General features: G+C 41.8%; 18 protein-coding genes and 1 tRNA gene. 5 read left to right on the plus strand and 14 right to left on the minus strand.

The genetic code is table 11. The features are described from left to right. Positions 1-474 precede the first annotated feature (474 nt). Positions 475-1710 (minus strand): FtsX-like permease family protein, encoded by a 1236-nt coding sequence (locus O9316_RS07610; RefSeq protein ID WP_298203614.1) that lies wholly within the window; start codon positions 1708-1710, stop codon positions 475-477. A 4-nt stretch (positions 1711-1714) separates the two neighbouring features. Here O9316_RS07610 and O9316_RS07615 point away from each other — a divergent pair, with 4 nt between their 5' ends. Continuing rightward, complete coding sequence (locus tag O9316_RS07615) at positions 1715-3016, plus strand: DUF1343 domain-containing protein (RefSeq protein ID WP_298203552.1); 1302 nt, start codon at positions 1715-1717, stop codon at positions 3014-3016. On the opposite strand, the gene O9316_RS07620 is transcribed toward O9316_RS07615, so the two are convergent. Beyond that, a complete protein-coding gene (locus O9316_RS07620) occupies positions 3013-3237 on the minus strand; it encodes a hypothetical protein (protein WP_298203553.1) in 225 nt (74 codons plus the stop codon). The genes O9316_RS07615 and O9316_RS07620 overlap by 4 nt on opposite strands. Positions 3238-3278: 41 nt before the next feature. Further along, positions 3279-3776, minus strand: coding sequence for a YkgJ family cysteine cluster protein (locus O9316_RS07625; RefSeq protein ID WP_298203554.1), 498 nt, complete (start codon positions 3774-3776; stop codon positions 3279-3281). A 33-nt stretch (positions 3777-3809) separates the two neighbouring features. Here O9316_RS07625 and O9316_RS07630 point away from each other — a divergent pair, with 33 nt between their 5' ends. Further along, positions 3810-4511: a methyltransferase domain-containing protein gene (locus tag O9316_RS07630; RefSeq protein WP_298203555.1), complete on the plus strand. Its 702-nt coding sequence runs from the start codon at positions 3810-3812 to the stop codon at positions 4509-4511. A 118-nt stretch (positions 4512-4629) separates the two neighbouring features. Here O9316_RS07630 and O9316_RS07635 read toward each other — a convergent pair whose 3' ends face one another. The 6 genes from O9316_RS07635 to der all read right to left on the minus strand — a co-directional run bounded on the left by O9316_RS07635 (position 4630) and on the right by der (position 9880). Then, positions 4630-5787 (minus strand): aminotransferase class V-fold PLP-dependent enzyme, encoded by a 1158-nt coding sequence (locus O9316_RS07635; RefSeq protein WP_298203556.1) that lies wholly within the window; start codon positions 5785-5787, stop codon positions 4630-4632. A gap of 62 nt (positions 5788-5849) precedes the next feature. Further along, entirely contained in the window at positions 5850-6275 is a 426-nt protein-coding gene (locus tag O9316_RS07640; protein ID WP_298203557.1) for a DUF2059 domain-containing protein, read from the minus strand. Between the two features lie 97 nt (positions 6276-6372). After that, positions 6373-7110 carry an energy transducer TonB gene (locus O9316_RS07645; protein WP_298203558.1) on the minus strand — a complete coding sequence of 246 codons (738 nt, stop codon included), beginning with the start codon at positions 7108-7110 and terminating at the stop codon, positions 6373-6375. Positions 7111-7124: 14 nt separating this feature from the next. Beyond that, the gene (locus O9316_RS07650) at positions 7125-7931 is read right to left on the minus strand and encodes an energy transducer TonB (protein ID WP_298203559.1); all 807 of its coding nucleotides are present in this window, start codon (positions 7929-7931) and stop codon (positions 7125-7127) included. Next, positions 7932-8564, minus strand: a complete 633-nt coding sequence (locus tag O9316_RS07655; RefSeq protein ID WP_298203560.1) for a 7-carboxy-7-deazaguanine synthase QueE — start codon at positions 8562-8564, stop codon at positions 7932-7934. It lies immediately after the preceding gene. 5 nt (positions 8565-8569) lie between these two features. Further along, complete coding sequence (der, locus tag O9316_RS07660) at positions 8570-9880, minus strand: ribosome biogenesis GTPase Der (protein WP_298203561.1); 1311 nt, start codon at positions 9878-9880, stop codon at positions 8570-8572. Between the two features lie 94 nt (positions 9881-9974). On the opposite strand from der, the gene O9316_RS07665 reads away from it, so the two are divergent. After that, entirely contained in the window at positions 9975-10472 is a 498-nt protein-coding gene (locus O9316_RS07665) for a hypothetical protein (RefSeq protein ID WP_298203562.1), read from the plus strand. A 123-nt stretch (positions 10473-10595) separates the two neighbouring features. On the opposite strand, the gene era is transcribed toward O9316_RS07665, so the two are convergent. From era to O9316_RS07680, 3 genes are all read right to left on the minus strand, one after another. Continuing rightward, positions 10596-11480: a GTPase Era gene (era, locus tag O9316_RS07670; protein WP_298203563.1), complete on the minus strand. Its 885-nt coding sequence runs from the start codon at positions 11478-11480 to the stop codon at positions 10596-10598. 46 nt (positions 11481-11526) lie between these two features. Continuing rightward, a tRNA-Met gene (locus O9316_RS07675) sits at positions 11527-11599 on the minus strand. Between the two features lie 126 nt (positions 11600-11725). After that, on the minus strand, positions 11726-12577 hold the full coding sequence (locus O9316_RS07680) for a leucine-rich repeat domain-containing protein (RefSeq protein ID WP_298347099.1): 852 nt from the start codon (positions 12575-12577) through the stop codon (positions 11726-11728). Between the two features lie 187 nt (positions 12578-12764). Here O9316_RS07680 and O9316_RS07685 point away from each other — a divergent pair, with 187 nt between their 5' ends. Beyond that, positions 12765-13253, plus strand: coding sequence for a DUF1761 domain-containing protein (locus O9316_RS07685; protein WP_298203565.1), 489 nt, complete (start codon positions 12765-12767; stop codon positions 13251-13253). Between the two features lie 63 nt (positions 13254-13316). Then, on the plus strand, positions 13317-14474 hold the full coding sequence (locus tag O9316_RS07690) for a GNAT family N-acetyltransferase (RefSeq protein ID WP_298203566.1): 1158 nt from the start codon (positions 13317-13319) through the stop codon (positions 14472-14474). Positions 14475-14478: 4 nt separating this feature from the next. On the opposite strand, the gene O9316_RS07695 is transcribed toward O9316_RS07690, so the two are convergent. Continuing rightward, positions 14479-14850 (minus strand): DUF4345 domain-containing protein, encoded by a 372-nt coding sequence (locus O9316_RS07695; protein ID WP_298203567.1) that lies wholly within the window; start codon positions 14848-14850, stop codon positions 14479-14481. After that, positions 14847-16760 (minus strand): ABC-F family ATP-binding cassette domain-containing protein, encoded by a 1914-nt coding sequence (locus O9316_RS07700; protein ID WP_298203568.1) that lies wholly within the window; start codon positions 16758-16760, stop codon positions 14847-14849. Before O9316_RS07700 ends, O9316_RS07695 begins: the two co-directional genes overlap by 4 nt. Positions 16761-16808: the final 48 nt, after the last annotated feature.

Here is a 16808-nt window from a genome sequence, read left to right on the forward strand (position 1 = left end):
GGTGCAAAAGTAAAACTCTTTTTTAATCTGACAAATACTTTTGCAACTTTTTTTTCGAAATCTTTTACCATTCCAAAAACCCGTAACTTCCGTTTTGGGAGTGCAAATATAGAAACCTATACACCCTATATCCAAAAAAAAATTGGTCTTTTTTCTATCTTTTTTTCTATCGGCTTGTTTCCAAAGACTTACACCGTGAAAGGATTTGATTTTCGGGTGGAAAATCCAATCCAACGGCCTAATTGGGGCTCATTTTTGAAAACACAACACCCCAAAAACGTCGTGAAAAAAGCGAATTTTTTGGCATTGGTTTTTTCAAAGCACAATTTTAAGGCATTCTTCTGCAGCAGCAAGCCTACAACACAGCCCCGGGCGACGCGGCACCCTGCCCCGGTGCGCTAGCGAAAGGGGCCGGTATAGCATAGCACGGGAAGCCGCTCACGCAAGAACCCGAAAATAAGGTGCTGCCAAAAACTAATCGAAGCGAATGGTTTTGGAAGGAACGATACGGGTAATAATATAGGAAGGAATGAGAAGCACTAGCAAACATACGAGAGTAGTGCCTAAATTGAGCAATGCAATGTAGCCGTAATCAATAGAAACGGGGGCGGTGGTCACATAATAGCTTTCGGGATCGAGACGAATGACTCCGAAATACTTTTGTATGTACAACACGAGTAAGGCAACGCCATTGCCCCACAGTAAACCGCGTACGATAAGATGTAATGCATTGTACAAAAAGATTTTCCGCACAGACCAATTGGTCGCTCCCATGGCTTTGAGTATGCCTATCATTTGCGTTCGCTCTAGGATTAGCACCAACAAGGCCACCACCATATTGATCGTCGAAACAGCAATCATGACGCACAATATAATAAGGATATTAAAGTCGAAAAGCTTTAGCCAATCGAAGATATAGTAATATTTTTCAGTGATGGTTTCGGTGTTTAATAGCGACCCTGTTTCTTGGTATACGGCTTGACCCGTTTGGGCGATGCGATTAAAATCGGACACAAAAACTTCAAAACTTCCCACTTGGTCAGGACGCCAGCGGTTCATGCGTTGCACATGCTTGATGTCGCCGATGAGATACACCGAGTCGAAATCTTTAACGCCAGAGTTGTAAATACCAGACACCGTAAACCGTCGTGCTTTGGGCAAAGAATTTTGACCTTGTGCTAAGAAAAACGTATTGAACTGGCTTCCAACCTTGAGATGGAGTCGGTCGGCTAGGTATTGTGAAATCAAAACCTCCTGGGAATAGCCTTTCCCGAGTTTAGGAATCGTTCCAGCGACGACATACTCTTGAATGGCCGACCAGCGAAAATCGGTTCCAACCCCTTTGAACAAAATCCCTTCAAAAGAATTCGCTGTGCGAATGACCCCCGCTTTGGTTGCCACGGCTTGCACATGAGCGATCCCGTTTACGGAGGTAAACTTTGGGTAAAACTTTTGGTGAAGTGCTATGGGTTCAGTGCTCACTTCGGAGGCATTGCCGTTGAAAGCGCTAATCACAATATGACCATTGAAAGCGGCTACTTTCTCTCGAATTTTTTCTTGCAAACCTACACCTGTAGCGACTGAGAGCACCATCATAAATATCCCCAAGGCAATCGCCACCACTGCAATTTTTATAATTGGAGCAGAAATACTACTTTTAACCTTTTTGGAGGCCGTAAGGCGTTTTGCTATGAAAAATTCTAAATTCAATCGTATGCGTAATTGGGTGCTCAAAAGTACAGTTTTATTCTTGGTTTTGCTAATGGTTTCGTGTAGCGGATTGCAAACGCATAGACCAACCAATAGCACCAGCGTACCCATGGTCAAACAATCGGAAGATATTTTACTCACCGGAGCTGAAAATACAAAATTCTACTTACCGCTTTTAAAAGGAAAGAAAGTCGGAATTATCACCAATCCGTCAGGAATACTCACTTCCAGTAATGCTAAAAATGACACGTTACCCAATGGCAAAATCATTACCGTTCGTCACTTTTATGAACGAGATGACCAAGGTGGTTTTCAAAAATACAGCAAGTCGATAGTCGATTTCCTTTTGGAATCCAACGTCAATGTTCAAAAAATCTTCGCCCCTGAACATGGTTTTCGGGGTACTGCCGATGCGGGTGAACATATCGTTGATGGTAAAGACACCAAAACGGGCTTGCCTATTGTTTCGTTGTATGGCAACAACAAAAAACCAAAACCGGAACAATTGGAGGGAATTGAAGTGATGGTTTTTGATTTACAAGATGTCGGGGCTCGCTTTTACACCTATATCTCTTCCTTGCATTATATTATGGAAGCTTGTGCGGAAAATCAAATTCCGTTGCTTGTACTGGACCGCCCCAATCCGAATGGCAGCATAGTGGATGGACCTGTTTTGGAAAAAGAACATACCAGTTTTGTGGGGATGCATCCTATTCCGGTGCTACATGGCATGACTATCGGTGAATATGCCCAAATGATTAATGGTGAAAAATGGTTAAAAAACGGCATTCAATGTCAGCTCACCGTCATTCCCTGTTTGAATTATTCACGCGAAATGTTGTATAGCCTACCGGTTCGGCCTTCCCCCAATTTACCCAACGATCAATCGATTAATTTGTATGCGAGTTTGTGTTTTTTTGAAGGCACCAACGTGAGTGTCGGACGTGGCACCGATTTACAATTTCAAATTTACGGATCGCCTTTTCTTGAGAATATGCCGTTTGAATTTACACCAGAACCTAATTTTGGTGCCAAAGAACCCCTACACAAAGGACAAAAATGCTTTGGTGAAAATTTATCGAAAATTGAGAAAGTACAACATTTGGAATTAAAGTGGCTACTTAAAGCCTATGCATCTACTGTTGACAAGAGTATTTTCTTCAATGATTTTTTTACCAAATTGGCGGGAACCAAACAATTGCGTCAACAAATTGAAGCTGGAGTGACGGAAGAGGCGATACGGGATTCGTGGAAAAATGGCCTTGAAGCTTTCAAAAAAATGCGTCAGCCCTATTTATTATACTAAGCAAAACGCTGTTCTAGAATCCGTTGCAACCCCTTGAAGGTGAAAAACAAACTATAAAAGATTCCCACTAGCAATCCAAAAACGATGAGGGACATGCAAACAATTTCCATTCCCAACGAAAAATGACTGGACTGTGGTACATCGGTATCAATATAGGCCCCAAACAAGGTAAGTCCCAAACCGATAGCATAGATGCCAAGAAGAATAAACAAATGTCGCATAGGAAGTGTGTTTTTTACAAAACGAATGCTACAAAAGAATATTATTTCACCGGAATTCTTTTTTTCATTTCCTCTACAATATTGAAGGCGGCTGGGCAAATGGCAACGTTTTGTAGGGTCAAATTCGCGATTTGATAAAACTTCGTACGATCCGTGTGCGGATACTCGCGACAAGCTTTGGGTCGTACCTCATAAATCATACAATAGTTTTCGGCATCCAAAAACGTACAGGGGACACTTTTTAACACATAATCTTTATCCTCGTCCATGCGCAAATACTGGTCGATGAACTGTTGAGGCTTTTGGCGCAAGTGTTTGGCAATTCGCTCAATGTCGGCCGATGTAAATAAAGGGCCTGTCGTTTTACAGCAATTGGCGCATTGCAAACAATCGGTTTTTTTAAATTCACGCTCATGCAACTCCTGCATTTGGTAATCTAAATCGCGCGGCGGATGTTTTTTGAGTTTGTCAAAATACTTTTTGTTCTCACTCTGGCGTTCTTTGGCCAATTTTGCTAATTCGTGTACAGCGGGTTTCAATGTTGCTCGGTATCTTTGTACAAAAATACAATCATGTTGGATTTATTCGGCCAAGCCATCCTCGATTTTTACACCCAAAATAATCCGCAACCGCTTTTGACGGAAACTTCGATCTCTGAGAAAGATGAAATGGATGTGGGGTATCTGTTTCGAACGTATCAAAATATGCCGCGACTCGAACAAAAAGCACTGCAACTCACTAATGGAAAAGTTTTGGATATAGGGGCGGGGGCGGGTTGCCACACCTTGTATCTCCAACAAAAAGGGATTGATGTTACCGCGTTGGACCAATCCTCGTATGCTATTCAAGCTTGTCGTTTACAAAACATTCAACATTGCGTTCAAAGTTCGTTGCTCGATTACAACCCCGATACGCTATTCGACACGATTTTAGTATTGATGAACGGCACAGGAATTTTCGGAAAATTGAATCAGACTGCATTGTACCTCCAAAAGCTAAAATCGTTACTGAATCCCGGGGGGCAAATTCTAATCGACAGTTCAGATCTTATCTACATGTTTGACGAAGATGAAGACGGCGGACGTTGGATTCCCGACAACGGTTACTATGGCGAGCTTGAATTTACCCTCCACTACAAAGGACAAAAAGAGCAGTTCCCTTGGTTGTATTTGGATTACAATACGCTTCAAAACGCAGCCTTGGCCAACGGGTTCCAATGTGAATTAGTCATGGAAGGCAAAAACTATGATTATTTAGCGCGGTTGACGGTTTAATTTTTTGGGCAGCAATTCCGGCTTTCCGCTATACCTGCCTGCCGGCAGGCAGGTCCCTCCACTTCGTTGCGGGGATGCCGCTTCAATCCGGGCTGCAGCGCCAGACAATTGTATGGCTCTACACATCGATTAAATCCGTCGTTTGGATAATATCCCATAACGCGGCATACAACGTATCCAAATCCGCAACGGTATTGTAGGCATTGATTGAAAACCGTAAATAAACCCCATCGTTTAAAGGCATCACTGGAATTTGAATCTTGTATTTCGTATACAATAGTTCTTTAAGTTCCATCGGTTTGGCAGTACAAACGGGTATGCTCGCCATTTGTCCTAAAAACTCTTCCGTAACGGGACAAATCGGCTGACTATTTACCAATTTACAAAACCTAGGATATTGATCGATAACCAACTCACGACAGGCTTTGGCTTGGTTTTCCCAGTCATTCTCTTTTAAAAACCGAATCACCTCTGGCGTGCATAAATAGGTCGAATAGTCGTTGGTGCCCTGGTATTCATGGTAATCCAAAAACGGACTTTCGCTGGGGAACAAACTTTCATAGCCCCAACTCACGATTAATGGATCGAGGTCGGCTTGAAACTCTTTTTTTACATACAAAAACGAACTTCCTTTGGGCGCCAACATCCATTTGTGCAACGTTCCTGTATAATAATCGGGGTTGAGTTCGTGCAAATTCAACGGAATATGACCCGGTACATGCGCTCCATCAACAATGGTAATCAAACCAAGCTCTTGGGCTTTATCACAAATTTCTTTGACGGGAAAAATGAGTGCTGTTGAACTCGAAATTTGATTGATAAATACCACTTTTGTTTTGGAGGTATACCCTTTCCAAAAATCGGCTATGATTTGCTCCTTGGACGTAATCGGCAACGTAATATTTTGACGAATATATTTGGCGCCTGATTTTTTACAATAAAAATTCCAGGTACGATCCATGGCGCCGTATTCATGATTGGTGGCTAAAATTTCGTCCCCTGGTTGCAACTGCAAACTCCGCATGATGGTATTGATGGCTTGAGTGGGATTGGGGGTAAAGAAAAAATCGTTGGCCTCACAACCCAGAAATTCAGCCAAAGGATATTTGGCTTCTTTCAGGTAATTGGGTAATTTTTTTTGGATAAAATGTACGGGGTCCGCTTCCATTTCGCGCTGTAAAGCCATTTTGGCTTCAAAAACGGGTCGGGGTGTCGCTCCGAAAGAACCGTGATTTAAGAACGTTATCGTTGGATCTAATAAAAAATGTGTTTTCATAGGAATGGGTCAAAAAAAATCCCAAACAATTTGTTTGGGACTTCTTAAGGTTTTTGCATTGATTATTGCATGTATTTCATCATCATCGCTTGCAAGTCCGCTTGAATTTCCATCATCGCTTCTTGAGACTTCTGATTGATTTCACCGGCTTTTTCTTTCATTTTCTTCCCAACAGGGCTGTTATAAAATGCCATCATTGCTTTGATGTCTTCTTTGGTGTAAGTTTGTGCGTAAACCTCGGCCGTTTTTTCATTGATTTTTTTCATCATGGCATCAAACTCCATGGTGAATGCTGCTTTTTTATCGTCGGGAACTTGCCCCAACAATTGATCTTTGTATCCGCTAAGCACATTTCCGGAGCCACTTGCTTCAATAACGGCCAAACATTCTTTTTTCAAAGCTTCATCAACAGCGGGTTTAGCAGGGGCTTGGGCCATTGCCAAAGAGGAAACGCAAACAAATGCGAATGTGTAAACTAATTTTCTCATGGTATATTTTTTAATGGTTATAAATGTACGTTTTTACATTTAATTTCTTAGACGCAAAAACAGTTTTTTTGTTACTTGCATGTACAATAAAATATTTTTATTTACTATTAATTTTAATGGGTATCGAATAACTGCAACGAACAGGCACGCCTCTTTGCATAGCGGGTTGCCATAGTGGCGATAATTTTAGTACGCGAATTGCTTCCTCTCCCGTTCCATAACCAAGATCTTTTACCACCTTTATATCGGTTAATGAGCCCGCTTCATCAATTATAAAGGAGACGATTATAGTACCCGATAAACCCGCCACACTGGGTGTTTGATAGTTCTTGGCTATCAGTGTATAAAACTCCTCCAAACCGCCCGGATATTGGGGTGCTTTTTCCACTTGATTTTTGGTATATACCTCGGGTTCACTTTTGGGTGTTGTTTGGGCTGGAGTCCCTTGGGCGGGTGTTGTTGGTTGGATCGCTTTAAACTCAAAAGGGAATTTAATAGTAGTAACTGTTGGATTTCCATTTCGATAGGCTGGAACCCACAAAGGAGATGCTTTGACAACACGGATCATCTCGGTGGCCGATTCGATGTCTAAGACTTCAACAATACGAATGTCGCTGACTTCACCTTTGGTAGTAATAGCAAAGGAAAGCACCATTCTTCCTGGCTTTTTTGCTTTTGAAAAATCAAAATGAGTTTTAACATAATCGTAAAACTTCTCGACTCCCCCGCCTTGAAATTTGGGGTCGATCAAATCCCCTTTCAAATAAACTTCGCCTTCGCCTTGAATTTGAGCCGCACCGTTGAAAATGAAAAAAAAGCAGTATAGGGCTAACATAAACTTGAAGCGTATCATTGGGGAACTATGATTTTAATTGGTAAACTGTACTTACACCGCACAGGTCTGCCTCGTTGTGTAGCAGGTTTCCACTTGGGGGATGATTTTAAAACACGCACCGCTTCTTCTCCCGTACCATAACCCACATCCCTGAGCACCTTAATTTCTGATAATGACCCGTCTTTTTCAATCACAAAACTGATAAATACATTCCCTTTGAGACCGGGTATATCGGGAGTTTTAAATGCTTTTCCAATAAATTTATAAAATGCCTCCATACCCCCAGGAAACTCAGGTTTAGTTTCAATTGCAGAGAAAGAATACACGGGTTCGGATTTATCTTCAACCAGTTCGGTCTTGGGTCCCTCATCATTGGGCATATAGACCACAACACTTTGACTTTTTAAGGCATCCCAATTGAGACTAGTCCGTTTATAGCTCATTAATTTTGTTTTGGCTTCCCATTGTCCATTCTTGATTTGGATTGATTTTTCTACCAAGGTCATGTACGCTTCATTCATCCCTTCGGTACTCCATTTTGGAGATTTTTGAATCGTATTATAAAGGCGTAGGGCGTCGGCTTCATTGGTATGGTAAAAAACCGTAGGAAAGTGCACTGTCCCTTGGTTATCGATGTAAAAGGAAACTTTAAAACGGATTACTTGAGCGGTATCGATAGCCATTGCGCTTTGTTTGGCTAAAAAATCTTCAAAAGAAGCGTATTTATCTGTTGGAAATACGGGCATCTTGGGCGGTTGTATTGGTTGCGCTACAGTAAGCACAGCCCACAAACACAATCCTAAAAGCAATAGTTTTTTCACTTAAGGGATATTTAAATATTTATGGGTCTGAAGCGAAACACGCCATTTGGGGTGTTGCATCACATAATCAACGATGAGCGGAGTCATTTGCTCGCGTTTACTCCATTCGGGTTGCAAGAAGAGAATGGCATTTGGATTGACTAAAGCCGCTTGCTCTTCGGCGAAAATAAAATCATGTTTATTATGAATAATCACCTTTAATTCATTGGCAGCTTGGTAGGCCTCGGGTACGGGCAATCGATTTTTTTTGGGTGACAAACAAAACCAATCCCAATGTCCAGTCACGGGATAACTCCCTGACGTTTCGATGTGCACGCGTAGTTGTGCCGCTTTTAAAGAGGTCGTGAGAAGGGTCATGTCCCAAGTTAAGGGTTCACCTCCTGTAACAACCACCGTATCGGCATATTTTTGAGCATTGGCTACGATGTGTTCAATGGCTGTCGGGGGATGTAAATCGGCATTCCAACTTTCTTTAACATCACACCAATGGCATCCGACATCACAACCGCCAATACGAATAAAATAGGCAGCCGTTCCTGTATGGAAGCCTTCGCCTTGAATGGTATAAAATTCTTCCATAAGGGGCAACAACTCGCCTCTATCCACCGCTTTTTGTACTTCTTGTGTGAGCATGAAAACTATTTATCGCGAATGTAAATATCGATGGGAACGCCAGAAAAATTCCAATTTTCCCGTATTTTATTTTCTAAAAAACGTTTGTAGGGATCTTTGACATATTGGGGTAAATTGGCAAAAAATACAAACTGCGGTACCGGTGTGGGCAATTGCATGCAGTATTTGATTTTGATGTATTTGCCTTTCAATGCAGGAGGAGGGAAACGCTCAATCAAATCCAACATGTACTCGTTAAACTTGGACGTTGCAATGCGCTGTTTACGATTTTCATAGACGGTAACGGCCGCTTCCAACGCTTTTAATAAGCGTTGTTTGGTCAAAGCTGAAATAAACAAAATAGGTACATCCGTAAACGGCTCTAATTGCTCACGAATCCGAAGTTCGTACTCGCGCATGGTCATGGTTTCTTTTTCAATCAAGTCCCACTTATTGACCAAAATGACAATCCCTTTTCGGTTTTTTTGTGCCAACCAAAAAATGTTTTGATCTTGACTTTCAAATCCGCGGGTAGCATCGACCATAAGAATACACACATCACTGTGTTCGATGGCTCGAACAGAACGCATGACGGAATAAAATTCTAGGTCTTCTTTGACTTTCGCTTTACGTCGAATTCCTGCTGTATCCACTAAGTTAAAGTCAAAACCAAACTTTGTAAATCGGGTATCGATCGCATCGCGGGTGGTTCCTGCGATATCGGTAACAATATAACGGTCTTCACCAATCAAGGCATTGATAAAAGAAGACTTTCCTGCATTGGGACGCCCGACCACACAAAAACGGGGTAAAACTTCCTCTTCATCGGGGGTTTCGGGCAATTCGGGTAAGACTTCTACGAGTTTGTCGAGTAAATCTCCTGTACCGCTCCCGTTCATGCCAGAGAGAGTAAAATATTCGCCTAAGCCTAGGTTATAAAATTCGAAAGCGTCTTTTTCACGGCCGGCGGAATCGACTTTATTGACGGCCAAAAGTACGGGTTTAGTTACTTTTCGCAACAATTTGGCTACTTCGGCATCCATGGGGGTAATACCCTCTTCGACGTCCACAACAAAAATAATGGCGTCGGCTTCTTCGATGGCCAGTTCGACTTGTTTGCGAATCTCGGCTTCAAAGATATCGTCAGAGCCTTTGATGTATCCACCAGTATCGATGACTGAGAACTCTTTACCGTTCCATTCACTTTTACCGTAAATCCGATCACGGGTTACCCCACTCACCGAATCGACAATGGCCTCTCTTCGTTGAATGAGTCGGTTAAAAAAAGTAGACTTCCCTACATTGGGGCGCCCTACGATGGCGACGATATTGTTCATACGTATTCTAAATTGGGATGCAAAGGTAATAAAGTTGGCTTGAGCTATCTAATTTTTTGTATCTTAGTTAAAATCAAACTCCTATTCCTCTGCCATGGAAAACGAAAATGCTATTCAATTACGGCTGCGCTTTTACAAGGATGTCCCCGAAACGGTTGCTGAAGTTCGAGCGCTTTTTGAACACTTTAAATCGAAATGCCCAGCGGATTACACGATAAAAGTGAACGACACCCATATTTGGTTTCACATTGTGGGTTCGCAGAAAGCCTATTACTCGCCGCATTTGCATTTGGAACTGGAGCCCCATCCAGAATCGGGAACGCATATTCGAGGATTGTTTGGTCCCGACCCCACTTTATGGACCTTATTTATGTTTTTACATTTCATCGTAGCGGGCGTATTTGTGATTTTTGGCGTCATGGCCTATTCCAATTGGACATTAAAGCAACCCATTCTTTGGAACATATTTATCATGGGGATGATGGTAGGTGTTTGGTTCATGTTGTATGTCGTCGCCCGCCAGATTCGCGAGCAAGGCATCGACCAAATGCATGAATTGGAGGCTTTGATGGAAGAGGCTTTACAACACTAATCGAGGCACAAAGCTTTCGGGATAGCCCTGATGGGAGCCAACTACCCTGCCGAAGCCGTTAGGCCGGGAGGTAGTGCGGACAGCAGGACCAAGCATTCATAAGAAATTGAAACCTGCTGCTCCTTATTTTTGATTGTAACCAAAACGGCGTAACTGTCGTGCGTTGCTGCGCCAATCCTTATTGATTTTCACAAAGATTTCGAGGTAAACCTGTTTGCCAAAGAATTTTTCCATGTCTTCCCGCGCCATGGTGCCTACTTTTTTGAGTGCACCGCCTTTATGACCAATAATGATTCCTTTTTGCGTTTCGCGCTCGACCATGATAAGGGCTTTGATGCGAATGATGTGTTCTTCTTCCTTAAACTCTTCGGTTTCAACTTCGACGGCATAGGGTATTTCTTTGTCGTAGTTGAGTAAGATTTTCTCGCGGATGATTTCGTTGACAAAAAAACGTTCGGGTTTGTCGGTGAGGGCGTCTTTGGGGTAATACGGGGGCGAATCGGGCAGCAGGGCGAGAATCCGATCAAAAACCTCTTTGACATTGAAATTTTTCAGCGCTGAAATGGGGAAAATCTCGGCATTGGGGACTTTTTCTTGCCACAGGGCGACTTGTGTTTCCAATTGTTCTTGATTGGAGGTATCGATTTTGTTGAGCAAAAGAAGTACGGGGATTTTGGCGTGAATAATTTTATTGAAAAAAGCTTCGTCTTTCAGTTCTTTTTCGCCAATTTCAACCATATACAGGAGTACATCGGCGTCTTCAAAAGCGGTTTTTACAAAATCCATCATAGCATTTTGAAGTTCGTAGGCCGGTTTGATAATTCCTGGGGTATCGGAGAGTACAACCTGAAAATCGTCGCCGTTGACGATACCCAGAATACGGTGGCGGGTGGTTTGTGCTTTGGAGGTGATGATGGAAAGGCGTTCTCCGATGAATGCATTCATTAAGGTAGACTTTCCTACGTTGGGATTCCCGATGATATTGACGAAACCGGCTTTGTGTGACATGATAATGGGATTAAATGAAAAAACCCAGCAGTTGCTGGGTTCTTAGTAGCGGGAACAGGACTCGAACCTGTGACCTTCGGGTTATGAGCCCGACGAGCTACCTACTGCTCTATCCCGCGCTATTCGGGTGCAAATATAAGACTATTATTTGAAATACAAATGATGAATTAAAAAAAATACAAAAGTTTATGCCGTAAAAAAACCCTGTGATTTACAGGGCTTTAAACTCGGATAAAGGAAAAAAATTATTCTTCGTTGGCAATTGCCGTATTGGGATCGGTTTTAACGGATAGGTTTACTGCCAATCCTTGTTCGTTGATCATGGTCATGTTCATCATGTCTTTGGCATACATTTTCTTGGTCACAAAACCGTTGAATTTGTTGTAAGAGATGTTCATGGCAGTTAAGTTATCTAACTTTTCGATTTCAACAGGAATGCGTCCGTTGAGTTTGTTATCGAATAAACTTAGCGTTTCAAGCGCTGTCAAGTTGGCGATTTCAGGTTGCAAACTTCCTGTCAACTCATTGCTGTTTAATTCAAGCGTGCGCAACCCTTTTAGTGCATAAATTGCCGAAGGGATATCCCCTGTGAGGCGGTTGTTGTACAATGACAAGGTTTGCAATTGGGTTAGCGTTCCGATAGAGGAAGGAATAGTTCCGGAGAAGTTATTCATAAACATCACCAACTCGGTAAGCGATACAGCATTGCCAATTTCGGCAGGAATAGTTCCAGAAAATTTATTGAAGGAAACGTTTAATATTTGAAATTTTTTCAATTGACCAATGGATGTAGGCAAAGCACCTTCCAGATTGTTTTTGAACAAAACCAACGATTGTAGGTACTTCAAGTCGCCAATTTTTGCTGTCAACGACCCCGAAAGATTATTGTCTGACAAGTCAATGGCAGTCACTTGGTCATTTTCAACCTTCACACCGTACCATGTAGCTACGGGTTTAGTAAGATCCCAAGTATGTGTCCATTGGGCACCTTGAGCAGCTTTGTAAAAATCGAGGAGTGCTTTTCGCTCAGCGTTAGAAACTTCGGCAAAAGCGGTGGTAGCAAGAAATAGGGCAAAAAGGGTTACGAATCGTCTCATGATTGTTTAGATTTGGTGTTGTAAAAGTAAGACATCTTGTCGTTTATATGCAAATAAAATCGATGAAATGCATCTAATTATAAAATGGTTGATATATAAATAATACTTTTCTTACTATTAATAAGGTTTACCAATAATTGATGTAAAAGTTTTATCTTTGATAGACCAACCTTTAAATCAACATTTTATGGAATTACAAATGAATTGGATTGCCGTGCTTTGTGCTGCCGTTTCAGCCTTAATTATTGGGGTTATATGGTATCATCCCAAAGTAATGGGAACGGTATGGATGCAGGAATCGGGGATGACCGAAGAAAAAATCAAAGGCGCTAACCTGGCAAAACTGTTTGGGATGACGTTTCTTTTTGCGCTTATGATTTCGCTAATCATCAATATGTTGACCATTCATCAGTGGGGAGCACTGGGGATGATTGGCGGCGATGTTAAACAAGCCCTTCCCTCCTACACTGCCTTTATGAATGATTACGGCATGAAATTTCGCACGTTTAAGCACGGTGCATTACACGGATTTATGTCAGGAGTTCTTCTAGCCTTACCGCTGATAGGCACTAATGCCTTGTATGAACGACGTTCGGCAAAATACATTTTAATCCATGGTGGCTATTGGATGGTTTGTTTTACGGTTATGGGAGGCATTTTGTGCAGCATGCCATAATCAACCCTCTTAACATTTTATTTATATGTAATCGCTCTACCTTTGTGGGGCGATTTTTTTAGCATGTCAGATTTACGCTTTACGCTTTACACTACTATTGAGTCTTTGCCAACTTCTTGGGATACGGTGGCACATGATAATGCTTTTTTACAAACGCCGTATTTAAGCGTATTGGAAAAATCAGCGCCCACCAATATGCGGTGTTTTTTTATTGGCATCTATGAAAAAGAGCAGCTGATTGGCGTTGCTTTGGCGCAATACTTGGATGTAAGCAAGTTGTATTCGTTTGGTGAACGACAGCATTGCATGAAAACAAAAGTGCGCAATTTTGCTTTTCGTCGTTTGGCCCGGCATGTGCTTTTTATTGGAAATACCATGATTACGGGACAGAATGGATACACTTTTTTAAAACCTTTGGCGCCTGAAGACTTGAGTCGTTTACTTCGTGCCATGGCGGATGAACTTATGGTTCATTTTAAAAAGGAAGGCATTCGCATTCATTTGGTATCCTTCAAAGATTTTTATGCTTTAGAATCACAAGCGCTGCGTAACCACAGATTTCGATCGCTTTTTCATTTTTCGGTGCAACCCAACATGATTTTTCATCTACATCCTTCTTGGCAAAATAGTCAAGATTATGTGGCTGCTTTGCAAAAAAAGTACCGTGACCAATACAAACGCGCCCAAAAAAAGGGGGAAGGGATTGTGTGCTGCGAATTAGATTTACCGATGATTCAACAACATGAAGAAGCGCTGTACTCGCTATACCATCATGTGGCGCTTAATGCTCCATTCAATACCTTCTTTCTTGCGAAAAATCATTTTTATGTTTTTAAAAAACAATGCGGTGATCGATTTAAAGTATTTGGCTATTTTTTGGAAGACAAATTGATTGGGTTTTATACCTTACTTTTAAACGGACAAACCTTAGAGACTTACTTTTTGGGGTACGATGCGGCGCATCAAAAAGAGCGCATGTTGTATTTGAATATGCTTTATCGCATGACCGCGTTTGGCATTGAGAACCAGTTTCAACGCATCATTTTTGGGCGCACGGCTTTAGAAATAAAAAGTTCAATCGGAGCAGAACCCGTAGCTATGTTTGGTTTTATGCAACACACCCAGCCACTAGTCCATCAACTTTTGCCACGTTTATTTAAAAACCTTGAACCTCCGATACGATGGGAGCAGCGTCACCCGTTTAAAAACAAACAAGATTAGAAGATCATAGCTTTGAAGAGGAATACGTTCGCAATTGAAGTGCCGCATACAAGCCTAACACAAACTCTCCAACAATCCCAAGCACAAAAATAGGTGCGGGCATTCCCATCAAGATCCAAGCAACGATTCGGCCGAAGACCAATCCCCACATAAATAAAAGTGACGACCAAGTAGCGGGTTCCCAATAGTTAGATTTGACTATCCCTACGATCCAAAACAAAGCAAAGGCGACATAGAGTCCCATTACCGCTTTCAACACGCTATGCAACGTTGGTGAGGTATCGGTTATTCCGAAAGCCCAATCGGGTGCCAAGCCGTAACAAAGCCCTGCAGGAATTACGATGCTACTGCCGATGATTAAGTGTAAATTTTTCACGCTTCCAGTTCGAGTTGAATCCGTTCCCATTCCCCCAAAAGCTGCTCTAACTCATGCTTTTTCTTCTCATAAGCAGCAAAAAAGGCGGCATTCTCTATATGTTTGTTGTAATTGGAGGCTAGTTCTTTATCGTCATTTTGAATGGCTTTTTCTAATTCTTGAATTTGACTTTCAATTTTAGACAATTTGTTTTGCAATGATTTTTGGGCTTTTTGGGCTTCAAAACTCAAGGTTTTTTTCTCGGCTTTGGGTTCGTTTTGAACACCATCAGGAATTCCTTTTTGTTCAAAATCTCGCATGGATTGGGCATTGCGTTGTTCCAAGAAAAAGTTGATGTCACCGAGGTATTCCCGAATTTTAGTGTCTTTAAACTCATACACTGTCGTAGCTAAGCCTTGCAAAAAGTCACGGTCATGCGATACAATCAATAGCGTTCCTTCGTATTGCTCTAGAGCAGCTTTAAGTACGTTTTTGGACTTAATATCCAAGTGATTCGTGGGTTCGTCCATGAGTAAAACGTTGATCGGTTGCAATAAGAGACGACATAAAGCTAGCCGATTGCGCTCACCTCCGGATAATACTTTAACCTTTTTCTCAACGTCATCGCCTCGAAATAAAAAGGCACCCAACATATCGCGAACTTTGGCTCGATTGGCGTCGGTAGCGGCCTCTAGCATGGTATCTAAAAGCGTTTTTTCACCGTCTAAATGGTCGGCTTGATTTTGAGCGAAATAACCAAGCTCTACGTTGTGACCCAGCTTGATAGTGCCTTCATAAGGAAATGCGTTGACAATCGCTTTAATAAACGTGGATTTACCTTGGCCATTTTGACCCACAAACGCAATTTTGCTTCCGCGTTCGACCAAAAGAGAAATCCCTTGCAAAACTATTTTCGCCTCAAATGCTTTAGAGACGTTTTCAGCCTCTATCACGACACGGCCCGGCGTTTTAGACACGGGGAACGAAATCGCCATGACGGCATTGTCATCTTCATCTACTTCAATACGTTCGACTTTTTCCAACTTTTTTATCATGGATTGTGCCATGGCTGCTTTGGTGGCCTTGTAGCGAAAACGTTCTATCAGTTTTTCGGTTTCTTCAATCTTTTTTTGTTGATTGCGTTGGGAGGCTAATTGTTTTTCTCGAATATCTTCACGAAGGACAAGGTATTGAGAATAGGGTTTGTTGTAATCGTAAATTTTCCCTAACGAAATTTCTATGGTTCGGTTGGTCACATTATCCAAAAACATTTTATCATGGGAAACGATTACGACTACACCTGGAAATGTTTTCAAAAAACTTTCCAACCAAATAATACTTTCAATATCCAAGTGATTGGTGGGCTCATCAAGTAGTAAGACATCGTTGGATTGCAACAGAAGTTTGGCAAGTTCAATACGCATACGCCAACCTCCTGAGAACGTTTCGGTGGGATTATTAAATTCTTCTCGTTTGAATCCTAAGCCCAATAAAATGCGTTCGGTGTTTCCCACATAATTGTAGCCGTCCAACAATTCAAAGCGATGGGTGTACTCTGACAAATCTTCAATCAACTGACTGTAGGCTTCGCTTTCATAATCGGTCCGTGTGACCAATTGATGGTTAATATCCTCTATTTTACGCTCGATATATTTAATCTCTTCAAAGGCTTCATAGGCTTCTTCAAGTACCGTTCGCCCTTGTTCAAAATCAATGTCTTGACGTAAAAACCCTAGTTTAATATCGCGTTCAGTAGCAATGGTCCCACTGTCGGGTTTGATGTCGCCTGCTAAGATTTTGAGCATGGTCGATTTACCGGCGCCATTTTTCCCTACGAGTCCTACGCGATCGCCCGAACCCAAACGAAAGGTTACTTCTTCAAACAAATAGGTACCTCCGAAAGAAACCGATAAATTATGGATATTCAACATAAAAATGTGACTTAGGTTACATGGGATAAAAAGGGTTATTTTACCTTT

Source organism: Flavobacterium sp., assembly GCF_027533505.1.
Classification (GTDB): domain Bacteria; phylum Bacteroidota; class Bacteroidia; order Flavobacteriales; family Flavobacteriaceae; genus Flavobacterium.